General features: G+C 74.4%; 19 protein-coding genes. 12 read left to right on the top strand and 7 right to left on the bottom strand.

The genetic code is table 11. The features are described 5' to 3' along the window. Positions 1-6: 6 nt before the first annotated feature. Together IEY94_RS10450 and IEY94_RS10455 are read left to right on the top strand one after the other, a co-directional pair. Complete coding sequence (locus IEY94_RS10450; RefSeq protein ID WP_189169926.1) at positions 7-564, top strand: hypothetical protein; 558 nt, start codon at positions 7-9, stop codon at positions 562-564. A 29-nt stretch (positions 565-593) separates the two neighbouring features. Then, positions 594-1,994 (top strand): PrsW family intramembrane metalloprotease, encoded by a 1,401-nt coding sequence (locus IEY94_RS10455; protein ID WP_189169927.1) that lies wholly within the window; start codon positions 594-596, stop codon positions 1,992-1,994. A gap of 100 nt (positions 1,995-2,094) precedes the next feature. On the opposite strand, the gene IEY94_RS10460 is transcribed toward IEY94_RS10455, so the two are convergent. Beyond that, complete coding sequence (locus IEY94_RS10460; RefSeq protein WP_189169928.1) at positions 2,095-2,433, bottom strand: GroES family chaperonin; 339 nt, start codon at positions 2,431-2,433, stop codon at positions 2,095-2,097. A 133-nt stretch (positions 2,434-2,566) separates the two neighbouring features. On the opposite strand from IEY94_RS10460, the gene IEY94_RS10465 reads away from it, so the two are divergent. After that, entirely contained in the window at positions 2,567-3,808 is a 1,242-nt protein-coding gene (locus IEY94_RS10465; RefSeq protein ID WP_373291267.1) for an AI-2E family transporter, read from the top strand. Between the two features lie 21 nt (positions 3,809-3,829). Here the strand turns inward: IEY94_RS10465 and IEY94_RS10470 are convergent, their stop codons facing one another. Next, the gene (locus tag IEY94_RS10470) at positions 3,830-5,995 is read right to left on the bottom strand and encodes an ATP-dependent DNA helicase (RefSeq protein ID WP_306341600.1); all 2,166 of its coding nucleotides are present in this window, start codon (positions 5,993-5,995) and stop codon (positions 3,830-3,832) included. A 155-nt stretch (positions 5,996-6,150) separates the two neighbouring features. On the opposite strand from IEY94_RS10470, the gene IEY94_RS10475 reads away from it, so the two are divergent. The 7 genes from IEY94_RS10475 to IEY94_RS10505 all read left to right on the top strand — a co-directional run bounded on the left by IEY94_RS10475 (position 6,151) and on the right by IEY94_RS10505 (position 12,199). Further along, positions 6,151-6,657, top strand: a complete 507-nt coding sequence (locus IEY94_RS10475; protein WP_189169930.1) for a ribonuclease FAU-1 family protein — start codon at positions 6,151-6,153, stop codon at positions 6,655-6,657. A 122-nt stretch (positions 6,658-6,779) separates the two neighbouring features. Further along, on the top strand, positions 6,780-7,766 hold the full coding sequence (locus tag IEY94_RS10480) for an ABC transporter ATP-binding protein (RefSeq protein WP_189169931.1): 987 nt from the start codon (positions 6,780-6,782) through the stop codon (positions 7,764-7,766). After that, on the top strand, positions 7,763-8,593 hold the full coding sequence (locus IEY94_RS10485) for an ABC transporter permease (protein WP_189169932.1): 831 nt from the start codon (positions 7,763-7,765) through the stop codon (positions 8,591-8,593). Before IEY94_RS10480 ends, IEY94_RS10485 begins: the two co-directional genes overlap by 4 nt. Beyond that, entirely contained in the window at positions 8,590-9,744 is a 1,155-nt protein-coding gene (locus IEY94_RS10490) for a sensor histidine kinase (protein ID WP_189169933.1), read from the top strand. Before IEY94_RS10485 ends, IEY94_RS10490 begins: the two co-directional genes overlap by 4 nt. Next, positions 9,741-10,364 carry a response regulator transcription factor gene (locus tag IEY94_RS10495; protein ID WP_189169934.1) on the top strand — a complete coding sequence of 208 codons (624 nt, stop codon included), beginning with the start codon at positions 9,741-9,743 and terminating at the stop codon, positions 10,362-10,364. Before IEY94_RS10490 ends, IEY94_RS10495 begins: the two co-directional genes overlap by 4 nt. A 202-nt stretch (positions 10,365-10,566) precedes the next feature. Beyond that, a complete protein-coding gene (locus IEY94_RS10500) occupies positions 10,567-11,193 on the top strand; it encodes a DUF47 domain-containing protein (RefSeq protein ID WP_189169935.1) in 627 nt (208 codons plus the stop codon). A gap of 4 nt (positions 11,194-11,197) precedes the next feature. After that, positions 11,198-12,199 carry an inorganic phosphate transporter gene (locus tag IEY94_RS10505; protein ID WP_189169936.1) on the top strand — a complete coding sequence of 334 codons (1,002 nt, stop codon included), beginning with the start codon at positions 11,198-11,200 and terminating at the stop codon, positions 12,197-12,199. Between the two features lie 49 nt (positions 12,200-12,248). Here IEY94_RS10505 and IEY94_RS10510 read toward each other — a convergent pair whose 3' ends face one another. Continuing rightward, positions 12,249-13,274: a pentapeptide repeat-containing protein gene (locus IEY94_RS10510; protein WP_189169937.1), complete on the bottom strand. Its 1,026-nt coding sequence runs from the start codon at positions 13,272-13,274 to the stop codon at positions 12,249-12,251. Between the two features lie 209 nt (positions 13,275-13,483). Between IEY94_RS10510 and IEY94_RS10515 the strand changes: the two genes are divergently transcribed. Then, a complete protein-coding gene (locus IEY94_RS10515; RefSeq protein ID WP_229783505.1) occupies positions 13,484-14,329 on the top strand; it encodes an NUDIX hydrolase in 846 nt (281 codons plus the stop codon). Between the two features lie 222 nt (positions 14,330-14,551). Next, complete coding sequence (locus IEY94_RS10520) at positions 14,552-16,018, top strand: peptide MFS transporter (protein WP_189169938.1); 1,467 nt, start codon at positions 14,552-14,554, stop codon at positions 16,016-16,018. A gap of 61 nt (positions 16,019-16,079) precedes the next feature. On the opposite strand, the gene IEY94_RS10525 is transcribed toward IEY94_RS10520, so the two are convergent. The 4 genes from IEY94_RS10525 to pstC form a co-directional block, all read right to left on the bottom strand. Continuing rightward, a complete protein-coding gene (locus IEY94_RS10525) occupies positions 16,080-17,210 on the bottom strand; it encodes a putative hexosyltransferase (protein ID WP_189169939.1) in 1,131 nt (376 codons plus the stop codon). A 130-nt stretch (positions 17,211-17,340) separates the two neighbouring features. Then, on the bottom strand, positions 17,341-18,192 hold the full coding sequence (gene pstB, locus IEY94_RS10530) for a phosphate ABC transporter ATP-binding protein PstB (protein ID WP_189170233.1): 852 nt from the start codon (positions 18,190-18,192) through the stop codon (positions 17,341-17,343). A gap of 33 nt (positions 18,193-18,225) precedes the next feature. Next, positions 18,226-19,125, bottom strand: coding sequence for a phosphate ABC transporter permease PstA (gene pstA, locus IEY94_RS10535; protein ID WP_189169940.1), 900 nt, complete (start codon positions 19,123-19,125; stop codon positions 18,226-18,228). Next, a complete protein-coding gene (pstC, locus tag IEY94_RS10540) occupies positions 19,122-20,165 on the bottom strand; it encodes a phosphate ABC transporter permease subunit PstC (RefSeq protein WP_229783507.1) in 1,044 nt (347 codons plus the stop codon). Before pstC ends, pstA begins: the two co-directional genes overlap by 4 nt. Position 20,166 lies beyond the last annotated feature (1 nt).

Consider the following 20,166-nt stretch of genomic DNA (forward strand, 5'->3'; position numbering starts at 1 on the left):
ATCGACATGAATCGAATCCCCACGGCCCTCGCCGGGCTCGTGGCCCTCAGCGTGGTCGCCGGCTGCGACGCCGGCGCGGAGCAGCCCCGACCGGCCGCCGGCGGCGTGATCGAGACCGTGCCGCCGGAGCCCGTCGCCACCCCGAGCCCCCTGCCCAGCGCGACGCCGCGCCCGAGCCGCCCCGCCGGGCGCGGCGACGGCGACCGCCGGCGCGCCCGGGCCGGCGCCGGCCGGGTCGCGGTACACCGCTCGGGCGGCCTGGTCGGGCACGACGACGTCCTGACGGTCACCGACGCCGGGAGCTGGCGGTTCACCTCCGACGGCCGGTCGCGCGGGCGGGGCGCGCTCAGCGACGAGCGGGAGGCGCAGCTCGACGAGCTGGTCACCGGCGCGGCCCTCGCCGACGAGTCCCGCAAGCCGATCAAGTACGCCTGCCAGGACGGCATCCTGTACCGGGTGGTCAGCGGCGGCCGGACGGTGAGCTGGCGGGACTGCGGCCCCGGCAGCTACCCGCGGGCCGCCCGGACCATCGCCGAGCGACTGCGCGCCTGGACGGCCCTGTAGCGCCCGGCGGGGGGCACTAGGCTGGCGGCGTGGCCGATCACCCCGCCCCGCAGCCCGCCGTCCCGCCGGAGCCCGCGCCGGACCCGGCCGCCGCACCGACCACGGTGATCCCGCCGGAGGAGCTGGTGCCGCCGCGCGGCGGGCGCTGGCGCCGGGTGCTGCTGCTCGCGGCCCTCATCGGCGGCATCGCGCTGTGCGCGCTGGCCATCCTCGGCTACCTCGGCTCGCGGATCGGCCCCGGCGCGCTCGCCATCGGCGTCGGCGCGGCGGTGCTGCCCGTACCGGTGCTCGTCGCCGCGTTCCTCTGGCTGGACCGGTTCGAGCCGGAGCCGGTCAAGTACCTGGCCTTCTGCTTCTGCTGGGGCGCGTTCGTCTCCACCCTCGCCTCGCTCGCGGTCAACAGCGGCGCCAGCGCCCTGTTCGGCCGGGTGGACCTGCCCGACTCGCTGGTCGCCGTCCTCGTCGCCCCGTTCATCGAGGAGCTGACCAAGGCGCTCGGCCCGCTGCTGCTGCTCTGGCGGCGGCGCCGGGAGATCTCCGGGATCACCGACGGCATCGTGTACTGCGGGCTCGCCGCCACCGGCTTCGCCATGGTGGAGAACATCCTGTACCTCGGCGGCCACGGGTACGCCAGCAACGCCGACGAGTACGGCCCCGCCTCCGGCGCCCAGGCCGTACTGGCGATGTGGATCGCCCGGATCCTGTTCACCGGCTTCGCCCACCCGCTGTTCACCGCGATGACCGGCATCGGGGTCGGCTTCGCCGCCCGCTCGGCGCACCGCTGGACCAGGGTCGCGGCGCCGCTCGCCGGCCTGCTCGTGGCGATGATGCTGCACGGCTCGTGGAACCTCATGGCCACCCTGGCCGCCGACTCCGGCGAGCCGGCGATCCTGCTGTACGGGTACGTGGCCGTGATGCTGCCGATCTTCTTCGGCATGGTCGGCTTCGCGCTGGTGCTGCGCTCGTGGGAGGGGCGGCTGACCGAGCGGATGCTCCCGTACTACGTCCGGGCCGGCTGGCTCAGCCCGCCCGAGGTGGCGGCGCTGAGCACGCTCACCCGCCGGCACGCCGGCCGGGTGTGGGCCCGCCGGGTGGCCGGCGAGGCGGGGGTGCGGGCGATGCGGGCGTTCCAGTTCGCCGCGGTCCGGCTGGCGCTGCTGCGCGACGGGATGCGCCGCGGCCTGGACGGCACGCCCGAGCAGGTCGCCGCGACCGCCCGCGAGGAGGCGGAGCTGCTGGCGACGATGAGCGCGTACCGGCAGGTGTTCACCGGCCGCGACCCGGTCGCGCCGCCGGCCCGCTGGACCGGGACGCACTACGAGATCGACTTCCCGGACGGGGTCCGCCGCCCGGTCGACCCGCCGCCGGAGCCGGTGGTCCCGCTGCCGATGGTGCCGGCCGTACCGCTCCACGGCTACGGCCCGCGCTGACGCGCACCCGGCGCGGGCCGGCGGCGGGTTCGGGCTGGTGGCAGGTCGGGCCGATGGTGGCCCGGCCGGGGCTGGTGGCGGTGGGGGGCCGGCCCGCGATTCAGAGGTACAGGCCCGTGGCGTCCGGCTCGACGCGGCTCGCGGCGACCGCGTGCACGTCCCGCTCGCGCAGCAGCACGTACTGCCGGGCCTGCAACTCGACCTCGGCCTTGTCCTCCGGGTCGAACAGCACCCGGTCCCCGGTGACGATGGCCCGGGCGTGCGGCCCGACGCCGACCACGGTGGCCCAGGACAGCCGCCGGCCGACCGACGCGGTGGCGGGGATGACGATGCCGGACGACGAGCGCCGCTCGCCCTCGGCCCCCTCCAACTCGACCAGCACCCGGTCGTGCAGGAGCCGGATCGGGAGGCCGGAGTCGATCTTCGCATCGGTGGTCACGCGAAAGACGGTACATTGCGCCCGCGCGGCCAGCCGGACGAGCCGCGGCCGACTACGGTGGGCCGGGGGTACACCGGCGGGAGGATTGACCGATGACCGGCGCGGCACGCAGGAGCGGGGCGACCTCGGGCGGGTGGGGCACGTGAGCCGCTGGGGTTCGTGGCTGCGGCGCTTCGGTCGCCGCCCGGCGCCGCCGCCGGGCGAGGCCGAGCCGGTGGCCGCCGACGAGGCGCCGACCGAGAGCGTCAGCCCGGTCGACCGGCCCGACCCGGCGGGCCCGCTGCCGTACAAGCACGTGCCGTACGGGCTGCGCGTCGGCGGCGCCTGGGCCTGGCGCCTGCTGGCGATCGGCGTGGCCGGGTTCTACCTGCTGGAACTGATCGGCGTCCTGCGCATCGTGATCATCCCGTTGATCATCGCGATGCTGCTCGCCGCGCTGCTCGGGCCGGCCGTCCGGGCGCTGCGGGAGATCCGGGCGCCGCGCTCGCTGGCCACCGGCGTCGTCCTGGTCGCCGGGCTGACCGCGGTGGTCGGCACGCTGACCGCGGTGGTCAGCCAGTTCGTCGAGAACGCCACCAAGCTGAGCACCAACGCCTCGGCCGGCGTGAACAAGATCTCCAAGTGGCTGCGCGACGGCCCGCTGGACCTGTCCGACCGGCAGCTCGACCAGGCGCTCGAGACCGGCCAGAAGTGGCTGGACGAGAACACCGCCTCGCTGACCAGCGGCGCGGTCTCCACCGCGGCGACGCTGTTCGAGATCCTCACCGGCATGGTGCTGGTGCTGTTCGCCACGTTCTTCTTCCTGCGCGACGGCGACCGGATCTGGGCGTTCCTCGTCCGGCTGTTCCCGACCGCGGCCCGGGAGCGGGTGGACGGCGCCGGCGAGGCGGCGTGGGCGTCGCTGGGCGCGTACGTCCGGGCGACCGTGCTGGTGGCGTTCATCGACGCGATCGGCATCGGCCTGGCGCTGTACGTGCTGGACGTCCCGCTCGCGTTCGCCCTCGCGGCGCTGGTGTTCCTCGGCGCGTTCGTGCCGATCATCGGCGCGGCGCTGTCCGGGACGGTCGCGGTGCTGGTCGCGCTCGTGGACGTCAACGGCGGCCCGGTGACGGCGCTGCTCGTCCTCGGCGCGGTGATCCTCGTCCAGCAGATCGAGGGGCACGTGCTGCAACCGCTGATCATGGGCAAGGCGGTGGCGATCCACCCGCTCGCCGTGATCATCGCGATCGCCGGCGGCGTGGTGCTGGCCGGGATCATCGGCGCGCTGATCGCGGTACCGCTGGTCGCGGTCCTCAACACCGGCATCCGCCACCTGGTCCAGCGCTTCCCGGCCCCGCCGCCGGACGCGGTGGTGGTCAAGGCACCCCCGGCCTGACCGGCCGGGGCCGGGCGCCGGTCAGGCGGGGGTCTTCGGGCGGGCGGCGTCGGCCAGGCGGGTCAGGGCCGCGCGGGCCACGTCCGGGCGGGTCGTGTACCAGAACGGCGGCAGCGAGCGGCGCAGGAACGCCCCGTACCCGCGGGCCGTCTCCAACCGCGAGTCCAGCACCGCGACCACGCCCCGGTCCCCGGCCGAGCGGATCAGCCGCCCCGCCCCCTGGGCCAGCCGGATCGCCGCGATCGGCACGCTCACCGAGGCGAAGCCGGACCCGCCGGACGCGTCCACCGCCGCCGACCGGGCGGCGGCCAGCGGCTCGTCCGGCCGCGGGAACGGCAGCCGGTCGATGACGACGAGCTGGCAGGCGTCGCCGGGCACGTCCACCCCCTGCCACAGCGACATGACGCCGAACAGACAGGTCCGCGGCTCGGCCCGGAACCGCTTGACCAGCAGCGGCAGCGCCTCCTCGCCCTGCAACAGCACCGGCAGGTCGGTCCGGGCGCGGACCACCTCGGCCGCCTGCTGCGCGGCCCGGCGGGAGGAGAACAGGCCGAGGGTCCGGCCGTCGAGCGCGCCGACCAGGTCGACCAGCTCGTCGGCGCCCGCGTCGGGCAGGCCGCTGGCGGCGGGGCGGGGCAGGTGCGCGGCGACGTACAGGATGCCCTGCTTCGGGTAGTCGAACGGCGACCCCACGTCCAGCCCCCGCCACCGCGGCGCTCCCGCGCCGCCGTCCGGGGCGCTCCCCGCCGCCCGCGTGCCACCGCGCCGCGGCGCCCCGGCGGCCGCGCCCTCGCCGGCCGGAACACCGCCGGCACCGCCGGGCGGGGCGCCGCCGGCCGCCGCGGAGCGCGGTGCCGGCACGTCGGCGACGACCGGCTCCGCGACCGGCGTCGGCGGCAGGCCCAGCGACCGGGCGACCGTGTCGAACCGGCCGCCGAGGGTCAGCGTCGCCGAGGTGGCGACCACGGTCCGGTCGGCGTACAGGTGGCCGCCCAGCGTGGCCGCCACCGACAGCGGCGCCACCACCAGCGCCCGCCGCGACCCGCCGCCGAACTCGCCCCGCTCGACCCAGGTCACGTCGTGCGGGTCGGCGGCGAGCAGCCGCTGGGCGGTGTCCGACAGCTCGTCCAGCAGCGCCCGGGCGGCCTTCTTCCGGACCGCGTCGGCGTCGTCGGCCTTGATCTCGCCCAGCCCGTCCAGCGCGCCGCGGGCGGCCGAGTCCAGCAGTGTGCAGGCGGCGGCCAGGGCCGGCGGCAGGCCCTCGGTGAGCCGGCCGGCGGGGGCGCCGTCCAGGCCGAGGGCGAGCGCGTCGCCGGCCTCGGCCAGCGCGTCGTACCCGCCGCCGGGCGCGACCGGGCGCAGCCGCTTGGCCGCCCGGTCGATCGACTCCGGCGTCAGCTCGGCCTGCGCCGCCGAGGACACCCGGTCGGCCAGCTCGTGCGCCTCGTCCACGACGAGCAGCTTGTGCGGCGGGATGATGTGCCCGCCGGCGATCATGTCCGCGGCCAGCAGGCTGTGGTTGGTGACGACGATGTCCGCCTCCCGGGCCCGGGCCCGGGACGCCTCGGCGAAGCACTCGTCGCCGAACCCGCACCGGCTCGCGCCGACGCACTCGCGGGCCGGCATGGAGACCAGCCGCCACGCCTTGTCGTCCACGCCGGGGTCCAGCTCGTCGCGGTCGCCGCGCGGGGTCTCCATCGCCCAGTCGCGCAGCCGCTCGATCTGCTTGCCGAGCCGCCCGGCCTGGCCGAGCCAGGTGGTCGCGCCGGCGGTCGGCGCGTCGAACAGCCCGTCGTCCGGCTCGGCCTCGGTCGAGGATTCCAGCCGGGACAGGCACAGGTAGTGGTGCCGCCCCTTGAGCACGGCGAACGTCGGCTTGCGCCCGAGCACCGGCTTGACGGCCGCGGCGAGCCGCGGCAGGTCGTGGTCGACGAGCTGCGCCTGGAGCGCCAGCGTGGCCGTCGAGACCACCACCGGGCCGTCGACCAGCAGGGCCGGGGCGAGGTACGCCAGGGACTTGCCGGTGCCCGTGCCGGCCTGCACGAGCAGGTGCTCGCCCGCGCCCACCGCGGCGTCGATCGCCTCGGCCATCGCCTGCTGCCCCGGCCGGGCGCTGCCGCCCGGCACCGCGCCGACGGCGGCGGCGAGCACCGCCCGTACGTCGACCGTCCGCGTCCTGTCCACCACCGCCCGACGGTACCGGCCGCCCCCGACGCCCCCGCGGCCCGGACCGGCATTTCCCCGGTGATCACGGCGGGCGCCGGTCCGCGCCCGGCGATTCCTGCGGGTAGTCCCTTGATCACGCAACGGTCGGCCGAGCAAGCAGACGGTTAAATGGGGGAATGGGCGGTGGCGAGGTGCGGGTGGTCTACACCAAGTACGACGGCGGCGTGCATCGGGACTACCCCGCGCGCCGGCTCGCCGAGGACGACCTCGGCACCTGGCTGGGCATCCCGGCCGGTACCCCGTCGATCTACCACGGCCGCCCGCTGCGCCAGGAGCATCCGTACGTGGTGCTCGTCCCGCGCGACCGCTGGTGGACGGCGATGTTCAACCCGCCGCCGCGCACCGCCGAGGTGTACTGCGACATCACCACCCCGGCCCGGTGGACCGGCCCCGACGAGGTGCACCTGGTCGACCTGGACCTGGACGTGGTCCGCCGCCGGCACACCGGCCTGGTCCAGCTCCTCGACCAGGACGACTTCGCGGACCACCTGGACGGGTTCGGCTACCCGGCCGACCTGGTGGTGGCCGCCCGGCGGGCGGCGGGCTGGCTGTTCGGGGCGCTCGGCGACGGCACCGAGCCGTTCGACACCACGTACCGGACATGGCTCGCCCTGGTGACCTGACAGCCCGCGACCCGACAGTCCCCGGGTGACCCGGCAGCTCGCCCGGGGACCTGACAATTGTCACGCCCGATCGGTGACGGCCCGCACCGGTCCGGCCGGCGCCCGCGGCGTCGAATGGGTCCATGACGACGACACTTCCCGCCCCCGCCCCGGCCGCCCGCCGGGCCGCCGCGCCGGACGCGGTCGCGCTGGCCGGGGTGACCAAGACGTTCGGCCCGGTCACCGCGGTCGACGACCTGAGCCTGCGGATCGCCCCCGGCGAGGTGGTCGCCCTGCTCGGCCCGAACGGCGCCGGCAAGACCTCCACGATCGACCTGGTCCTCGGCCTGGCCGACCCCACCCGCGGTTCGGTGGCGGTGTACGGGGGGCCGCCGGCCGCCGCGATCGCCACCGGCGCGGTCGCCGCGGTCATGCAGACCGGCGGGCTGCTCAAGGACTTCACCGTCGCGGAGACGGTCCGGTTCACCGCCGCCCTGTACGCCCGCCCGCGCCCGGTCGCCGAGGTGCTCGACCGGGCCGGCATCGCCGACCTGGCCGGCCGCCGGGTCGGCAGGTGCTCGGGCGGGCAGCAGCAGCGGCTGCGGTTCGCGCTGGCCCTGCTGTCCGACCCGGACCTGCTCATCCTCGACGAGCCGACCACCGGGATGGACGTCGGCGGCCGGCAGGACTTCTGGTCGGCGATGCGCAGCGACACCGACCGCGGCCGCACGGTCATCTTCGCCACGCACTACCTGGAGGAGGCCGACCGGTACGCCGACCGGATCGTGCTGATGCGCCGCGGCCGGGTGGTCGCCGACGGCACGGCGGGGGAGATCAAGGCCCTGGCCAGCATCCGTACGGTGCGGGCCACGCTCGCCGGCGCCGACCGCGCCGCGCTCGCCGCCCTGCCCGGGGTGAGCGGCGTGGACGTGCGCGGGGACAGCGTGGTGGTCCGCGGCCGCGACTCCGACGCGGTGGCCCACTACCTGCTGACCCGCACCGACGCCCGGCACCTGGAGATCACCGGGCACGACCTCGAGCAGGCCTTCCTGACCCTGACCGGCGACGACGACACCGCGCCCGCCGGCCGCGACCACGCCGCCGCCGGCGCCGAGAGGGGTACCCGATGACCGCCGCGACCACCGCACCCGCCGCGACCACCACCCGCGCCGCGACCACCGCCGCGGCCGGCGCCCGCCGGGCGCCGCGGCTCGGCGGCTTCTCGCCGACGCTGATCGGCCTGGAGATCCGCCGCGTGCTGCGCAACCGGCGCAACGCCATCTTCACCATGATCATGCCGGCGGTGTTCTTTCTGATCTTCGGCACCTCGCGGGAGTTCCGCACGCAGTCCATTGGCGACGGCGGTAACGTGACCGGGTACGTCCTGGTCAGCATGGCCGTCTATGCGGCGCTGCTGGCGACCACGGCCGCCGGCGCCGCCGTGTCGATCGAGCGGGCCGCCGGGTGGAGCAGGCAGCTCCGGCTCACCCCGCTGCGGCCGGGCGCGTACATCGCGGTCAAGGTGATCGTGGGAATGCTCTCGGGGGCGGTGGCGGTGGCGGCGGTATCGGTGGTCGGCGCGTTCGCCGGCGCCCGGCTGTCGCCCGGCGACTGGGTCGCCTGCCTGCTGCTGGCCTGGGGGTGCGCGCTGGTGTTCGCCGCGTTCGGGCTGTTCATGGGGTACCTGCTGCCGAGCGAGAACGTCATGCAGGTGCTCGGACCGGTGCTCGCGGTGCTGTCCTTCGCCGGCGGCCTGTTCATCCCGCCGGAGCAGCTCGGCACCGTGCTGGCCGACATCGCGCCGTACTTCCCGACGTACGGGGTGGCGCACCTGGCCCGGTACCCGCTCACGCAGGACGGCTCGCTCGCCGGCGCGATCCTCAACGTGGCGCTGTGGACGCTGGTCTTCACCGCCGGCGCGATCTGGCGCTTCCGCCGGGACACCGCCCGGGTATGAGCCGCTGCCCCGGACCCCGACCGCCGGCCGCCCGCGCGCGCCGGCGGTTCGGCCTGTTCTTCGCCGCGATCTGGCTGGTCTTCCTGTACGAGACAGCGGTCCGGGTCGGCGCCGCGCCGCTGGGCGAGCGGCTGACCGGCTGGGCCGCGCTGGCCGCGTTCGTCGGCGTGTACCTGCACACCATGCTCGCCTTCGGCCGGGCCGCGCACCTGCACCGCCCCGAGCCGGCCGGGCTGGTCTGGCTGCGGATCGTCGCGCTCGCCGGCCTGGTCCTGCTCGTCGTGCCGGCCGCCGGGGCGCACGCCGCCGTCATGCTCATCTACGTGACCGCCGCCGGGGTGTTCGGGCTGCCGACGGCGCAGGGCGGCGCGCTGGCCGCGGTCCTCGGGGCGACGCTGTTCGGCACGGTCCTGGCCAGCCCCGAGCTGGCCGGGCCGGGCCTGGCGATCGGCTTCACCATGGCCACCGCGGCCTCGTTCGCGAGCCGCCGGGCGCAGGAGCACCGGGGCCGGCTGGCCGAGGCCCGCGACGAGCTGGCCACGCTCGCCGTCCAGCAGGAGCGGGCCCGGATCGCCGCCGACCTGCACGACATCCTCGGCCACTCGCTGACCGTGGTCACGGTCAAGGCCGAGCTGGCCCGCCGGCTGCTCGACGTCGACCCCGAGCGGGCCCGGGCCGAGCTGGCCGACCTGGAGCGGCTGAGCCGGGACGCGCTGGCCGACGTCCGGGCGACCGCCCGCGGCATCCGCGGCGCCTCGCTGCCCGGCGAGATCGCCGCGGCCGGGGTGGCGCTGGCCGCCGCGGACATCGAGGCGGACCTGCCGACCGCCACCGACGAGGTGCCCAGCGCCCGGCGCGAGGTGCTGGCCCGGGTGATCCGCGAGGCGGTGACCAACGTCGTCCGGCACAGCGGCGCCCGGCACTGCACGGTCCGGCTGCGCCCGGACGGCGTCGAGGTGGTCGACGACGGCGCCGGCCCGCCGCCGGGCGCCGACCCGCTCGCCGCCGGGGACGGCCTGGCCGGGCTGCGCCAGCGGGTCGAGGCGGCCGGCGGCGTGCTGACCATCGGGGACCGGGCCGACGGCGCGCCCGGCTTCCAGCTCACGGTGACGCTGCGGGGCGACCCGCCGGCCCCGCGGGAGGGCGCATGACGACGGACCCGATCCGGCTGCTGCTGGCCGACGACCAGGCGCTCGTCCGCGACGCCCTGGCCGCCCTGCTCGACCTGGAGCCCGACCTGGCGGTCGTGGCCCGGGTGGGCCGCGGCGATGAGGTCGTCGCGGCGGCCCGCGAGCACCGCGCGGACGTCGCCCTGCTCGACATCGAGATGCCCGGCGGCGACGGCCTGGCCGCGGCGGCGGACCTGGCCGCGGCGTACCCGCGGTGCCGGGTGCTGATCGTGACCACGTTCGGCCGGGCCGGCTACCTGCGCCGGGCGCTGCGCGCCGGCGTCGCCGGCTTCCTGGTCAAGGACACCCCGGCGGAGCGGCTCGCCGACGCCGTCCGCCGGGTGCACGCCGGCCTGCGGGTGGTCGACCCGGCGCTGGCCGCGGACTCCCTGGCGTACGGCGAGTCGCCGCTGACCGAGCGGGAGGCCGAGGTGCTGCTGGCCGCCCGCGACGGCGGCACCGTCGCCGACGTCGCCGGGGCGCTGGCGCTCTCGCCCGGCACGGTCCGCAACCACCTGTCCTCGGCGATGGGCAAGACCGGCGCCCGGACCCGCGCCGAGGCGGTCCGGCTGGCCGAGGAGCGGGGCTGGCTGCTGGGCTGATCGGGCGTGATCGGCGGGGTTTCGCCGGCAGCGACCGGTTCTCGTGTGAACCTGGGGTGAACGCGACGTGAAGGCAAAGGGTGGCGCCGCACCTGGCTGTCCGCCGCTGGTGGGGGTTACCTAGCATTCGCGGTGAGTTCATCGGACATTAGAGCCCGGCGTCGCCGGGGTCGTGAGCGACCAGGCTAAGAGGTGCCCTGCGGTGAAGTTCTCCTTCCGTCCGTCCGAGGGTGTGTTCTACGAGCTGTTCACCAGGGCGGCGCAGAACCTGGTGAAGGGCACCGACCTGCTCCTGGAGCTGGCCCTGCCCGGGGTCAACGTGCAGTCGGTGAGCGAGCGGCTGGTCGAGGTCGAGCACGACAGCGACGAGCTGACCCACGAGCTGTACAACAAGATCAACTCGACGTTCATCACGCCGTTCGACCGGGAGGACATCTACCGGCTCGGGTCGCTGCTCGACGACGTGATGGACCACATGGAGGCCGCCGGCAGCCTCATCTACCTGTACGGCCTCACCGACCTGCCCGCGCTCCCGCGCGAGCTGCACGAGCTGGTCAACGTCCTGGACCAGTGCGCCAAGGTCACCGCCACGGCGATGCCGCAGCTCAAGGTCATGAAGGACCTGTCCGAGTACTGGGTCGAGATCAACCGGCTGGAGAACGAGGGCGACCGGGCGTACCGGATGCTGCTGGTCCGGCTGTTCTCCGGCGAGTACGACGCGCTCACGGTCCTGAAGATGAAGGAGGTCGCCGACGAGCTGGAGGCCGCCTGCGACGCCTTCGAGCACGTGGCGAACACCGTCGAGACCATCGCGGTCAAGGAGTCCTGACCCCGTGAGCCCCGAGTTCATCGCGGTCGCGGCGGTGATCCTGGCGGCGTTGGCGTTCGACTACACCAACGGCTTCCACGACGCCGCCAACGCGATCGCCACGTCCGTCTCCACCCGCGCGCTCACCCCGCGGGTGGCGCTGGCCATCGCCGCCGTCGGCAACCTGCTCGGCGCCTTCGCCGGCGCCAAGGTGGCCAAGACCGTCGGCAGCGGCATCGTCAGCCTGCCCACCGGCATGGACAGCCTCGGCATCGTGCTCGCCGGCGTGATCGGCGCGATCGCCTGGAACCTCATCACCTGGTACTTCGGCCTGCCCTCGTCGTCCTCGCACGCCCTGATCGGCGGGCTGGTCGGCGCCACGATGTTCGGCTCCGGCACGGTGCTGTGGGACGGCATCCTCGAGAAGGTCGTCATCCCGATGATCGCCTCGCCGCTGGTCGGCTTCTTCCTCGGCGGGGCGGCGATGGTGGCGATCATGTGGACCTTCCGCCGCGGCAACCCGGGCCGGCTGAACCGCGGCTTCCGCCTCGCGCAGTCGCTGTCCGCCGCCGCGATGGCCGTCGGCCACGGCATGCAGGACGCCGCCAAGACCATGGGCATCGTCGTCCTGGCGCTGTACACCGGCGGCTTCCAGGCCAACAACGAGCACATCCCGACCTGGGTCTTCTTCACCTCGGCGACCGTCCTCGCGCTGGGCACGTACGCGGGTGGCTGGCGGATCATCCGGACCCTCGGCCGCCGGGTCATCCACCTCGGCCCGCCCGAGGGGTTCGCCGCGGAGGCGGTGGCGTCGTCGGTGCTGTACTCGGCGGCGGCGCTGAGCATGCCCATCTCCACGACGCACACGATCACCTCGGCGATCATGGGCGTGGGGGCGACGAAGCGGTTCTCGGCGGTGCGATGGGGGGTGGCGGGGAACATCGTCACGGCGTGGGTGTTGACGATCCCGGCGGCGGGCGTGATCGCCTGCCTGGTCCACCTGGCCATCGCCCCACTGTTCCACTGACGACGCGCGACTGTCGGCGGGCTGCCACGGCGGTCCGCCGACGGCTCGGTCAGAAACTTTCGAGCGTCTGCCGAACCCGGTCACTGACGCGGGGCGCCAGCGGGGGACAGTGCTCGACCGGCGTGATCGGCGGCGCGCCGCATGCGCCCGATAGATCCGCTCCGGCCAATTTTGCTCCGGCCATCCTCGCGCCGGTGAGGTTCGCACCCGCGAGCCGAGCGCGGGTCAGGTCGGCGCCCCTGAGGTCCGCCCGCGCGAGGTGGGCCCCACTCAGGTCCGAATCCGGTAGCCGGGCGCCCCGGAGATCGGCGTCCAGGAGAACCACCCGGATCAGCTCGGCGTTGGCGAGGTTGGCAGTCCCGAACTTCGCTTTGATGGCCACCGCCTCGGAAAGGTCGGACTCGCCGAGATCGGTACCGGCGAAATCCGCCAGGAATAGTTGCGCATTCCGGAGGTGAGCATGATTCATGGTGGCCTTCGTGAATTCGGCGGCGACGAGTTCTGATTCGGACAGGTTGATGCGCCACAGAATGGCGTTGTTCACTTTGCAGAGCTTGCAGTCGGTACCGCGAAGGTCGGCATGGGACAGTTGGACGCCGCTGAGGTTGGTGGCTTGGAGGTTCACCCGGCCGCGGGCACTGGGGTCGGGGCGCTCCGGCCGCCGGGCGAGAACGCGTATCGCGGCCTCCACGTCGATGTCCTGCTTCTCCGGTGCGGCGGTGCGCGCGGGGGTACGATTCCGCACGAACGCCGACAGAACCTCGACGATCGTCGACTGGTCGAACTCCGATTCGCGCATGATGCGCTCGAGCGAATAGATGCCGCCGAGCCGCATGTCGAGCTTGTCCGCTCCCGGCGTACCGAGCTGTTCGATCGCCTTGTTGAATCTGTCCGTGAGCTGCCCGGTCAGGGTGATCTGCCGCTGGCGCTTGCTCTCCTCGGCCGTGGCGACGATGCCCCGCGCCGCCCAGCTCGCGGCAAAAGCCGTCACGACGACCGTGAGCAGCGAAACGAACTGGGAGAAGCGGTCCGGTTTCGGCTCCAGCCGGCCGGAGAGGTCGACCTTGACCAGCATCGGCTGTCGGCGTGCGGTCCGGAGGCGTCGGCGGAGACTCGACATGGCCCCCATTGTCTGTCGTGGACGCTCCGGCGCCGGCCCACTCACCCGAACCGGGGATCCCCGATCGGGCCCCGGATACGCGGGTCCGCAGCCCGGCGACGATTTCCGCCGGGGCAACGAGTGGCAGAGTGGGCGTGATCCGCCGCCGAGCAGGGAGAAAACAGGTGACTGGGGACATTACGCCGACGCGCTGGCCGCTACCGCCCGCCCTCGCCGAGAAGGCCGCCGCCTTCGCCGCCGCCGGCGCGCCGCCGGCCGCCCCGCGGGTCGCCGCCACGGTGGTGCTGCTGCGCCCCGCCGGCACCGGGGACGGGATCGAGGCGTACCTGCTGCGGCGGGCCGCGACGATGGCCGCGTTCGGCGGCATGTACGCCTTCCCCGGCGGCAGCGTCGACCCCGCGGACGCCGACGCCGAGGTCGGCTGGGCCGGCCCCGACCGGACCGCGTGGGCCACCCACCTGGGCCTGTCCGGCGCGGCCGCCGGCGCGGTCGTGGCCGCGGCGGTGCGCGAGGTGTTCGAGGAGGCGGGCGTCCTGCTCGCCGGCCCCGGCCCCGGTACGGTCGTCGGCGACGTCGACACCCCGGCCTGGGAGGCGACCCGGCAGGCGCTGCTGCGCCGCGAGCGCAGCCTGACCGGCGTGCTCGCCGACGCCGGCCTGGTGCTGCGCTCGGACCTGCTCGTGCCGTGGGGCCGGTGGGTGACGCCGGACTTCGAGCCGCGCCGGTTCGACACGTACTTCTTCCTCGCCGCCCTGCCCGCCGGCCAGCGCCCGCGGGACGTCTCCGGCGAGGCCGACGAGGTGCGCTGGCTGCCGCCGGCCGACGCGCTGGCCGGCTGGCGGCGCGGCGAGCTGGCGATGCTGCCGCCGACGGCGGGCACGCTGGAGTCGCTCGCCGGCTTCGCCGACGTCGGCGCGGCGCTGGCCGCCGCGGCGGCGCGCACGCCGGTCCGGCCGCTCCAGCCGCGGCTGGAATTGGTGGACGGGCGGCCGTACGCGGTGGTCGATTAGTTGAAAACGAGTACCGTTAGCGATTAAGGTTTGGGGTAACGCCCTACGGGGGACTTCGGTGCTCGGGCGTACCGGGCGGCTGCTGTTGGGGCGGCCGCGGCACATGGTGGCGCCGCGGGACCGGTGGGGGAGCCGGCCCGCGGCCCGCTCCCGGAATGGTCCGCGTCACCTGGTTAGGGCGGCCTAATTCGGCACTCGTCGATGTGTGCCATAGTGCGGGGCATGATCCAGCCAACGCGCGCCCCGGAGCGCACTTTCCTCGGCCAGCCGCGCGCGCTGGCGAACCTGTTCGGCCTCGAGCTGTGGGAGCGGTTCTCGTTCTACGGCATGCAGGGCATCCTGGTGCTGTACCTGTACTTCACCGCCGCCGAGGGCGGCCTCGGCATCGACAGGGCCACCGCGACGAGCATCGCCGGCGCGTACGGCGGCACCGTCTACCTCTCCACCATCCTCGGCGCCTGGCTCGCCGACCGGCTGCTCGGCCGGGAGCGGGTGCTGTTCGCGAGCGCCTGGGTGGTGATGGCGGGGCACATCGCGCTCGCCGTCCTGCCCGGCCTGCTCGGCATCGGCGTCGGCCTGGTCCTCGTCGCGCTCGGCAGCGGCGGCGTCAAGGCCACCGCGACCTCGCTCGTCGGCACCCTGTACCCCGACGGCGACACCCGCCGGGACGCCGGCTTCTCGATCTTCTACATGGGCATCAACATCGGCGCCCTGCTCGGCCCGCTGCTCACCGGCTGGCTCCAGCAGTCGTACGGCTTCCACCTCGGCTTCGGCGTCGCGGCCGTCGGGATGGCGCTCGGGCTGATCCAGTACCGGCTCGGCCGCCGCCGCATCCGCGAACTCGGCGGCGGCGTGGACCGCCCGCTGCCCCGCCAGCACCGCGCCCTGTACATCGCGGTGGCCGCCGCGGCGCTGAGCGTCCTCGCCGTGCTGGTGGTGACCGGCGTGATCACCGCGGACCGGCTCTCCACGGTCGTCGTCGGGCTGGCCCTGACCGCTGCCGTGGCGTACTTCGCGATCATCCTGGGCAACCGGGCGCTCAGCCGGGTCGAGCGGCGCCGGGTGCTGGCGTTCATCCCGCTGTTCATCGCCAGCGCGGCCTTCTGGGCGCTGTTCCAGCAGCAGTTCACCGTCCTGCCGATCTACGTCGACGAGCGGCTGGACCGGCACATCCTCGGCGGCGAGATGCCGATCGCCTGGGTCAACTCGATCAACCCCATCTTCGTGATCGTCTTCGCCGGCGTGCTGGCCGCGCTGTGGACCCGGCTGGGCCCGCGGCAGCCGTCCGCGCCGCTGAAGTTCGCCCTGGGCACGATCGTGATGGGCGCGGCGTTCCTGCTGTTCATCCCGCTGGCCGGGGGCGGGGCGAACAGCGTGTCGCTGCTGCCGCTGGTCGGCATCCTGTTCTTCTTCACCCTCGCCGAGCTGCTGCTGTCCCCGGTGGGCCTGTCGGCGGCGACGACGCTGGCGCCGGCGGCGTTCCGCACCCAGATGGTCGCGCTGTTCTTCCTCTCGGTCTCGCTGGGCTCGGCCCTGGCCGGCACCCTCGCGGGCTCGTACTCCGCCGACAACGAGGTCCCGTACTTCGGCGTGATCGGCGCGGTGGCGATCGCCCTGGGCCTGGTCCTGGCTGCCATCTCCCGCCCCATCCGCCACCTGATGTCCACCGAGGACGCCACCGGCGCGTGAACATCGGGGGTGGGGTGCCGACGTCGTACCCCACCCCCGATGTTGATCTCGGGTGGCGGGTTCAGGGGGATTGGGTCCAGATCAGGCTCAGGTACGCGCCGAACCAGGCCGAGACCAGGCCCGCGCCCGCCAGGGCCGTCCAGCGGCTTCGGGGGCCCGCGTCGGCGAGCATGGCGGCCAGGGGGAGCAGGAGCGGGAAGGCCGGAATGAGCAGGCGGGCCTTCGAGTGGAAGAAGCCCGCCGTGCCGACGACCAGCAGCAGCGAGACCAGCGCGTAGACCGCGACCGGCGCGGGCGCCCGCAGCATCGCGAGCGAGAGGACGGCGAGGAACAGCACCAGTACGACCATCGAGATCGCCAGCGCGACCGACCGGTCGGTCAGCAGCCGTGCCGCCGTGCCGAGGGTCCAGCCGCCGCCGTCGAAGCGGGACCCCCACACACTCTGTACCTGCAACCAGCCGTCCCACCGACCCAGCCGCCGGCCGACCCAGCCCTGGTAGGCGAGCCAGCCGACGGGGGCGAGGGCGGCGCCGGCGACGGGGCGCCACCACGGGCCCGCCGCCGGGTCGGTACCGCGCGTCCGGAATCGCTGCCACAGCGCCATCCCCGCGGCGACGCCGACGGCGGCGATCAGCGCCGGCGCGTTCGCCCGGGCGAGCCCGGCGACCGCGCACAGCGCGCCCGCGACCAGCCACCGGCCGCGGAGCAGGGCGAGCAGGCAGAACGCCGCCAGGGCCGTGAAGAGCGACTCCGTGTACAGCATCTGCTGGACGACCGCGTGCGGCAGCGCCGCCCACAGCGCCACGAGCGCCAGCCCGGTGCCGCGGTCGCGTACCTGCTTCCCGACGAGGTAGAGCCCGGCCGCGGCGGCCAGCGAGGCGACCCAGCCGACGAACAGCCCCGCGCCCACGGGGTCGACGGCCGGCAGCAGCGCGACCAGGCGGATCAGCAGGGGGTACAGCGGGAAGAAGGCCAGGTTGGACGCACTGCCCGGCGGGGCGCCCGCGTCGTAGCCGTGGGTGGCGATGCCGACGAGCCAGGCGGAGTCGTAGCGCCGGCCGAGGATGGTGAGCAGGTCCGTGCCGCTGCGGTCCGCCCACACGGCCAGCACCGCCAGTGCCGTGGCGCGGATGACGACGTATACGCAGAGCGCGGTGACAACGCCCGGAATGCGGCGCCGTACCCGGTCCATGCGCCTGCCCACTCCCGCCCGTCCTGCCGGTCGCATCGTACGCCAGACCCGGTCGGCGCGGAGGTCGGCGGCGGGGCCGTGACCGGTGCGGCCGGCCGGGACGTGGACCCGTCCCGGCCGGCCCCGGGGATCAGCCGAAGCGGCCGGTGATGTAGTCCTCCGTGCGCTTGTCGGCCGGGTTGGTGAAGATCTTGCCGGTTTCGCTGAACTCCACCAGGCGGCCGTGCCGGACGCCCGCGTCGTCCACCTCCGCCGTGAAGAACGCCGTGTAGTGGCTCACCCGGGCCGCCTGCTGCATGTTGTGCGTGACGATCACGATCGTGTACTGGCCCGCCAGCTCGTGCATCAGGTCCTCGACCTTGCTGGTGGCGATCGGGTCCAGCGCCGAGCACGGCTCGTCCATCAGGATCACGTCCGGCTGGACGGCGATCGTCCGGGCGATGCACAGCCGCTGCTGCTGCCCGCCGGACAGCGCCAGCCCCGAGGTCTTCAGCTTGTCCTTGACCTCGTCCCAGAGGGCGGCGCCGCGCAGCGCCTGCTCGACCCGGTCCGGCACGTCGTTCTTGATCTTGTTGATCTTCAGGCCGTACGCGACGTTGTCGAAGATGGACTTCGGGAACGGGTTGGGCTTCTGGAACACCATGCCGATCCGGCGGCGGACCTGGATCGGGTCCACGTCCCGGCCGTAGATGTCCTGGCCGTGGTACGTGATCCCGCCCGCGACCCGGGCGCCGGCGATGAGGTCGTTCATCCGGTTCAGCGAGCGCAGGACCGTGGACTTGCCGCAGCCCGACGGGCCGATCATGGCGGTGATCTGGTTGGTGTGCACGGGCATCGTGGTGTTGCGGACGGCCTCGTACTCGCCGTAGAAGACGCTGACGTCGGCCAGCGACATCACCGGGGGGAGGCCGGGCGCGTGCCGCGGCTCGGGTACCAGCCCCGCGGCGACGGGGGCGCTGGTGAAGCCGTCCGGGTGGGTCATCTGGGTCACCTGTTTTCCTCCTGCCGAACCTGGTCAGCGTTCCTTGATGGCGAACCGGGCCGAGATCAGCCGGGCGATGACCGTGGCGGCGAGCACGATCGCCACGAGCGTGATCGCCGCGCCCCAGGCGCGGCCGTTGGCCGCCGGGAACGGCTCGGACGCGTTCTTGAAGATCAGCGCCGGTAGCGCGACGTTCTCGCCGCCCAGCGACCAGTTCGACCGGTACGTGAGGCCGATCGTGAAGATCAGCGGCGCGGTCTCGCCGGCCGCCCGGGCGATGGCGAGCATCGCGCCGCTGGTGATGCCGGAGATGGCGGCCGGGATGACCACCGTCAGGGTGGTGTACCAGCGCCGGGCACCCAGCGCCGCGCTCGCCTGGCGCAGGTCCTCGGGGACGAGCCGGAGCACCTCCTCGGTGCTGCGGATGACCACCGGCAGCATCAGGCAGGCCAGCGCCAGCGCACCGGCGAAGCCGGACTTCTGCTGGAGCGGGACGACCAGGACCACGTAGATGAACAGGCCCATCACGATCGACGGGACGCCGGTCATGATGTCGGACATGGAGCGGATGAGCTTGGCCAGCGCGGAGCCGCGGCCGTACTCGTTGAGGTAGACCGCCCCGAGCACGCCCAGCGGGATGGCCAGCAGCGCCGCCGTACCGGTGATCACCAGGGTGCCGATGATCGCCGGGTAGATGCCGCCGCCGGTCCGCCGCGGCGAGTTGGGGATGTCCGCGGTGAGGAACTCGGCGGAGATCGCGCCGGCGCCCTGCGCCACCACCTTGTAGATGATCAGGGCGAGCGGGATGGCGGCGAGCGCCAGCGCCGCGTACATCGCGGCGTTGGCGAGCTGGTTGCGGACGCGCCGTTCGGCGGGCAGCGCCCGGCGGGTCAGGTTCAGGGCCGGGGTCGGCCGCGGCGGTGCGACCGTCATGCGGCGGCCCCCCTCATCCGGATCTCCGCGCGCCGGACGACGAACCGCGCCAGCACGTTGACCAGTACGGTGATGACGAACAGCACCACGCCCAGCCCGATCAGCGACGACCGGTGCAGCGGCCCGGACTCGCCGAACTGGTTGACGATGACCGCGGGCAGCGCGTCGCCGGAGGCGAACAGGTTCGCGGTGATCTGGACCGAGCTGCCGATCACCAGCGCGACCGCGATGGTCTCGCCCATCGCCCGGCCGAGGCCGAGCATCACGGCGCCGACGAGGCCGCCGAAGCTGTGCGGGAACACCGCACCCTTGATCATTTCCCACCGGGTCGCGCCGAGGGCGTACGCGGCCTGCATGTCCGCCGACGGCACGGTGGTGAAGACCTCCCGGGAGAGGGAGGTGATGATCGGGATGATCATGATGGCCAGGATCAGGCCGGCGGTGAGGTAGTTGCGGCCGGTGCTGACCGGCTCGCCGAGGACCGTGTCCAGCACCGGGATGCCGTCGACCGCGCGGTGGATCGCGCCGTACACCGGGCCCAGCGCGGGCGCCACGACCAGGATGCCCCAGAGGCCGAAGACCACCGACGGTACGGCGGCCAGCAGGTCGATGACGGTGATCGCGGGCCCGCGCAGCCTGCGCGGCGCGACCTGGGTGAGGAACAGCGCGATGCCGACCGCCACCGGGACCGCGAACAGCAGCGCCAGCGCCGAGACGACGAGCGAGCCGTAGATGAACGCCAGCGCGCCGAACGACGCCCGCTGCGGGCCGTCGCCGTCGGGGTCGTTGGGTACCCAGGCGCTGTCGGTGAGGAAGCCGAGCCCGGACTCGCGCAGCGCGGGCCAGCTCTGCTGCAGGGTGGCGAGGAGGATCAGGGCGAGGACGGCGAGCACGGCCAGGCCGGAGCCGAGGCACAGGTACCGGAACAGGCGGTCGCCCAACAGGTCCCGGCCGTGACTGGCCAGGGCGGGAGCGGCGGCGGCGCTCCGCTGGTGCCGAGCCGCGGCGCTGCGGCCGTTCGGTTCGGGGGGACTGGTCAAG

It is taken from the genome of Pilimelia anulata, assembly GCF_014647895.1.
In the GTDB taxonomy this organism is placed as follows: Bacteria; Actinomycetota; Actinomycetes; order Mycobacteriales; family Micromonosporaceae; genus Pilimelia; species Pilimelia anulata.

What these genes read in the sequence shown, in the direction of transcription:
- IEY94_RS10450 (WP_189169926.1), top strand. Translation starts at nt 7, where the DNA reads ATGAATCGAATCCCCACGGCCCTCGCCGGGCTCGTGGCCCTCAGCGTG.
- IEY94_RS10475 (WP_189169930.1), top strand. Translation starts at nt 6,151, where the DNA reads ATGGGCGGTGGCGAGGTGCGGGTGGTCTACACCAAGTACGACGGCGGC.
- IEY94_RS10480 (WP_189169931.1), top strand. Translation starts at nt 6,780, where the DNA reads ATGACGACGACACTTCCCGCCCCCGCCCCGGCCGCCCGCCGGGCCGCC.
- IEY94_RS10485 (WP_189169932.1), top strand. Translation starts at nt 7,763, where the DNA reads ATGACCGCCGCGACCACCGCACCCGCCGCGACCACCACCCGCGCCGCG.
- IEY94_RS10490 (WP_189169933.1), top strand. Translation starts at nt 8,590, where the DNA reads ATGAGCCGCTGCCCCGGACCCCGACCGCCGGCCGCCCGCGCGCGCCGG.
- IEY94_RS10495 (WP_189169934.1), top strand. Translation starts at nt 9,741, where the DNA reads ATGACGACGGACCCGATCCGGCTGCTGCTGGCCGACGACCAGGCGCTC.
- IEY94_RS10510 (WP_189169937.1), bottom strand. Translation starts at nt 13,274, where the DNA reads ATGCTGGTCAAGGTCGACCTCTCCGGCCGGCTGGAGCCGAAACCGGAC.
- IEY94_RS10520 (WP_189169938.1), top strand. Translation starts at nt 14,552, where the DNA reads ATGATCCAGCCAACGCGCGCCCCGGAGCGCACTTTCCTCGGCCAGCCG.
- IEY94_RS10525 (WP_189169939.1), bottom strand. Translation starts at nt 17,210, where the DNA reads ATGGACCGGGTACGGCGCCGCATTCCGGGCGTTGTCACCGCGCTCTGC.
- pstB (WP_189170233.1), bottom strand. Translation starts at nt 18,192, where the DNA reads ATGACCCACCCGGACGGCTTCACCAGCGCCCCCGTCGCCGCGGGGCTG.
- pstA (WP_189169940.1), bottom strand. Translation starts at nt 19,125, where the DNA reads ATGACGGTCGCACCGCCGCGGCCGACCCCGGCCCTGAACCTGACCCGC.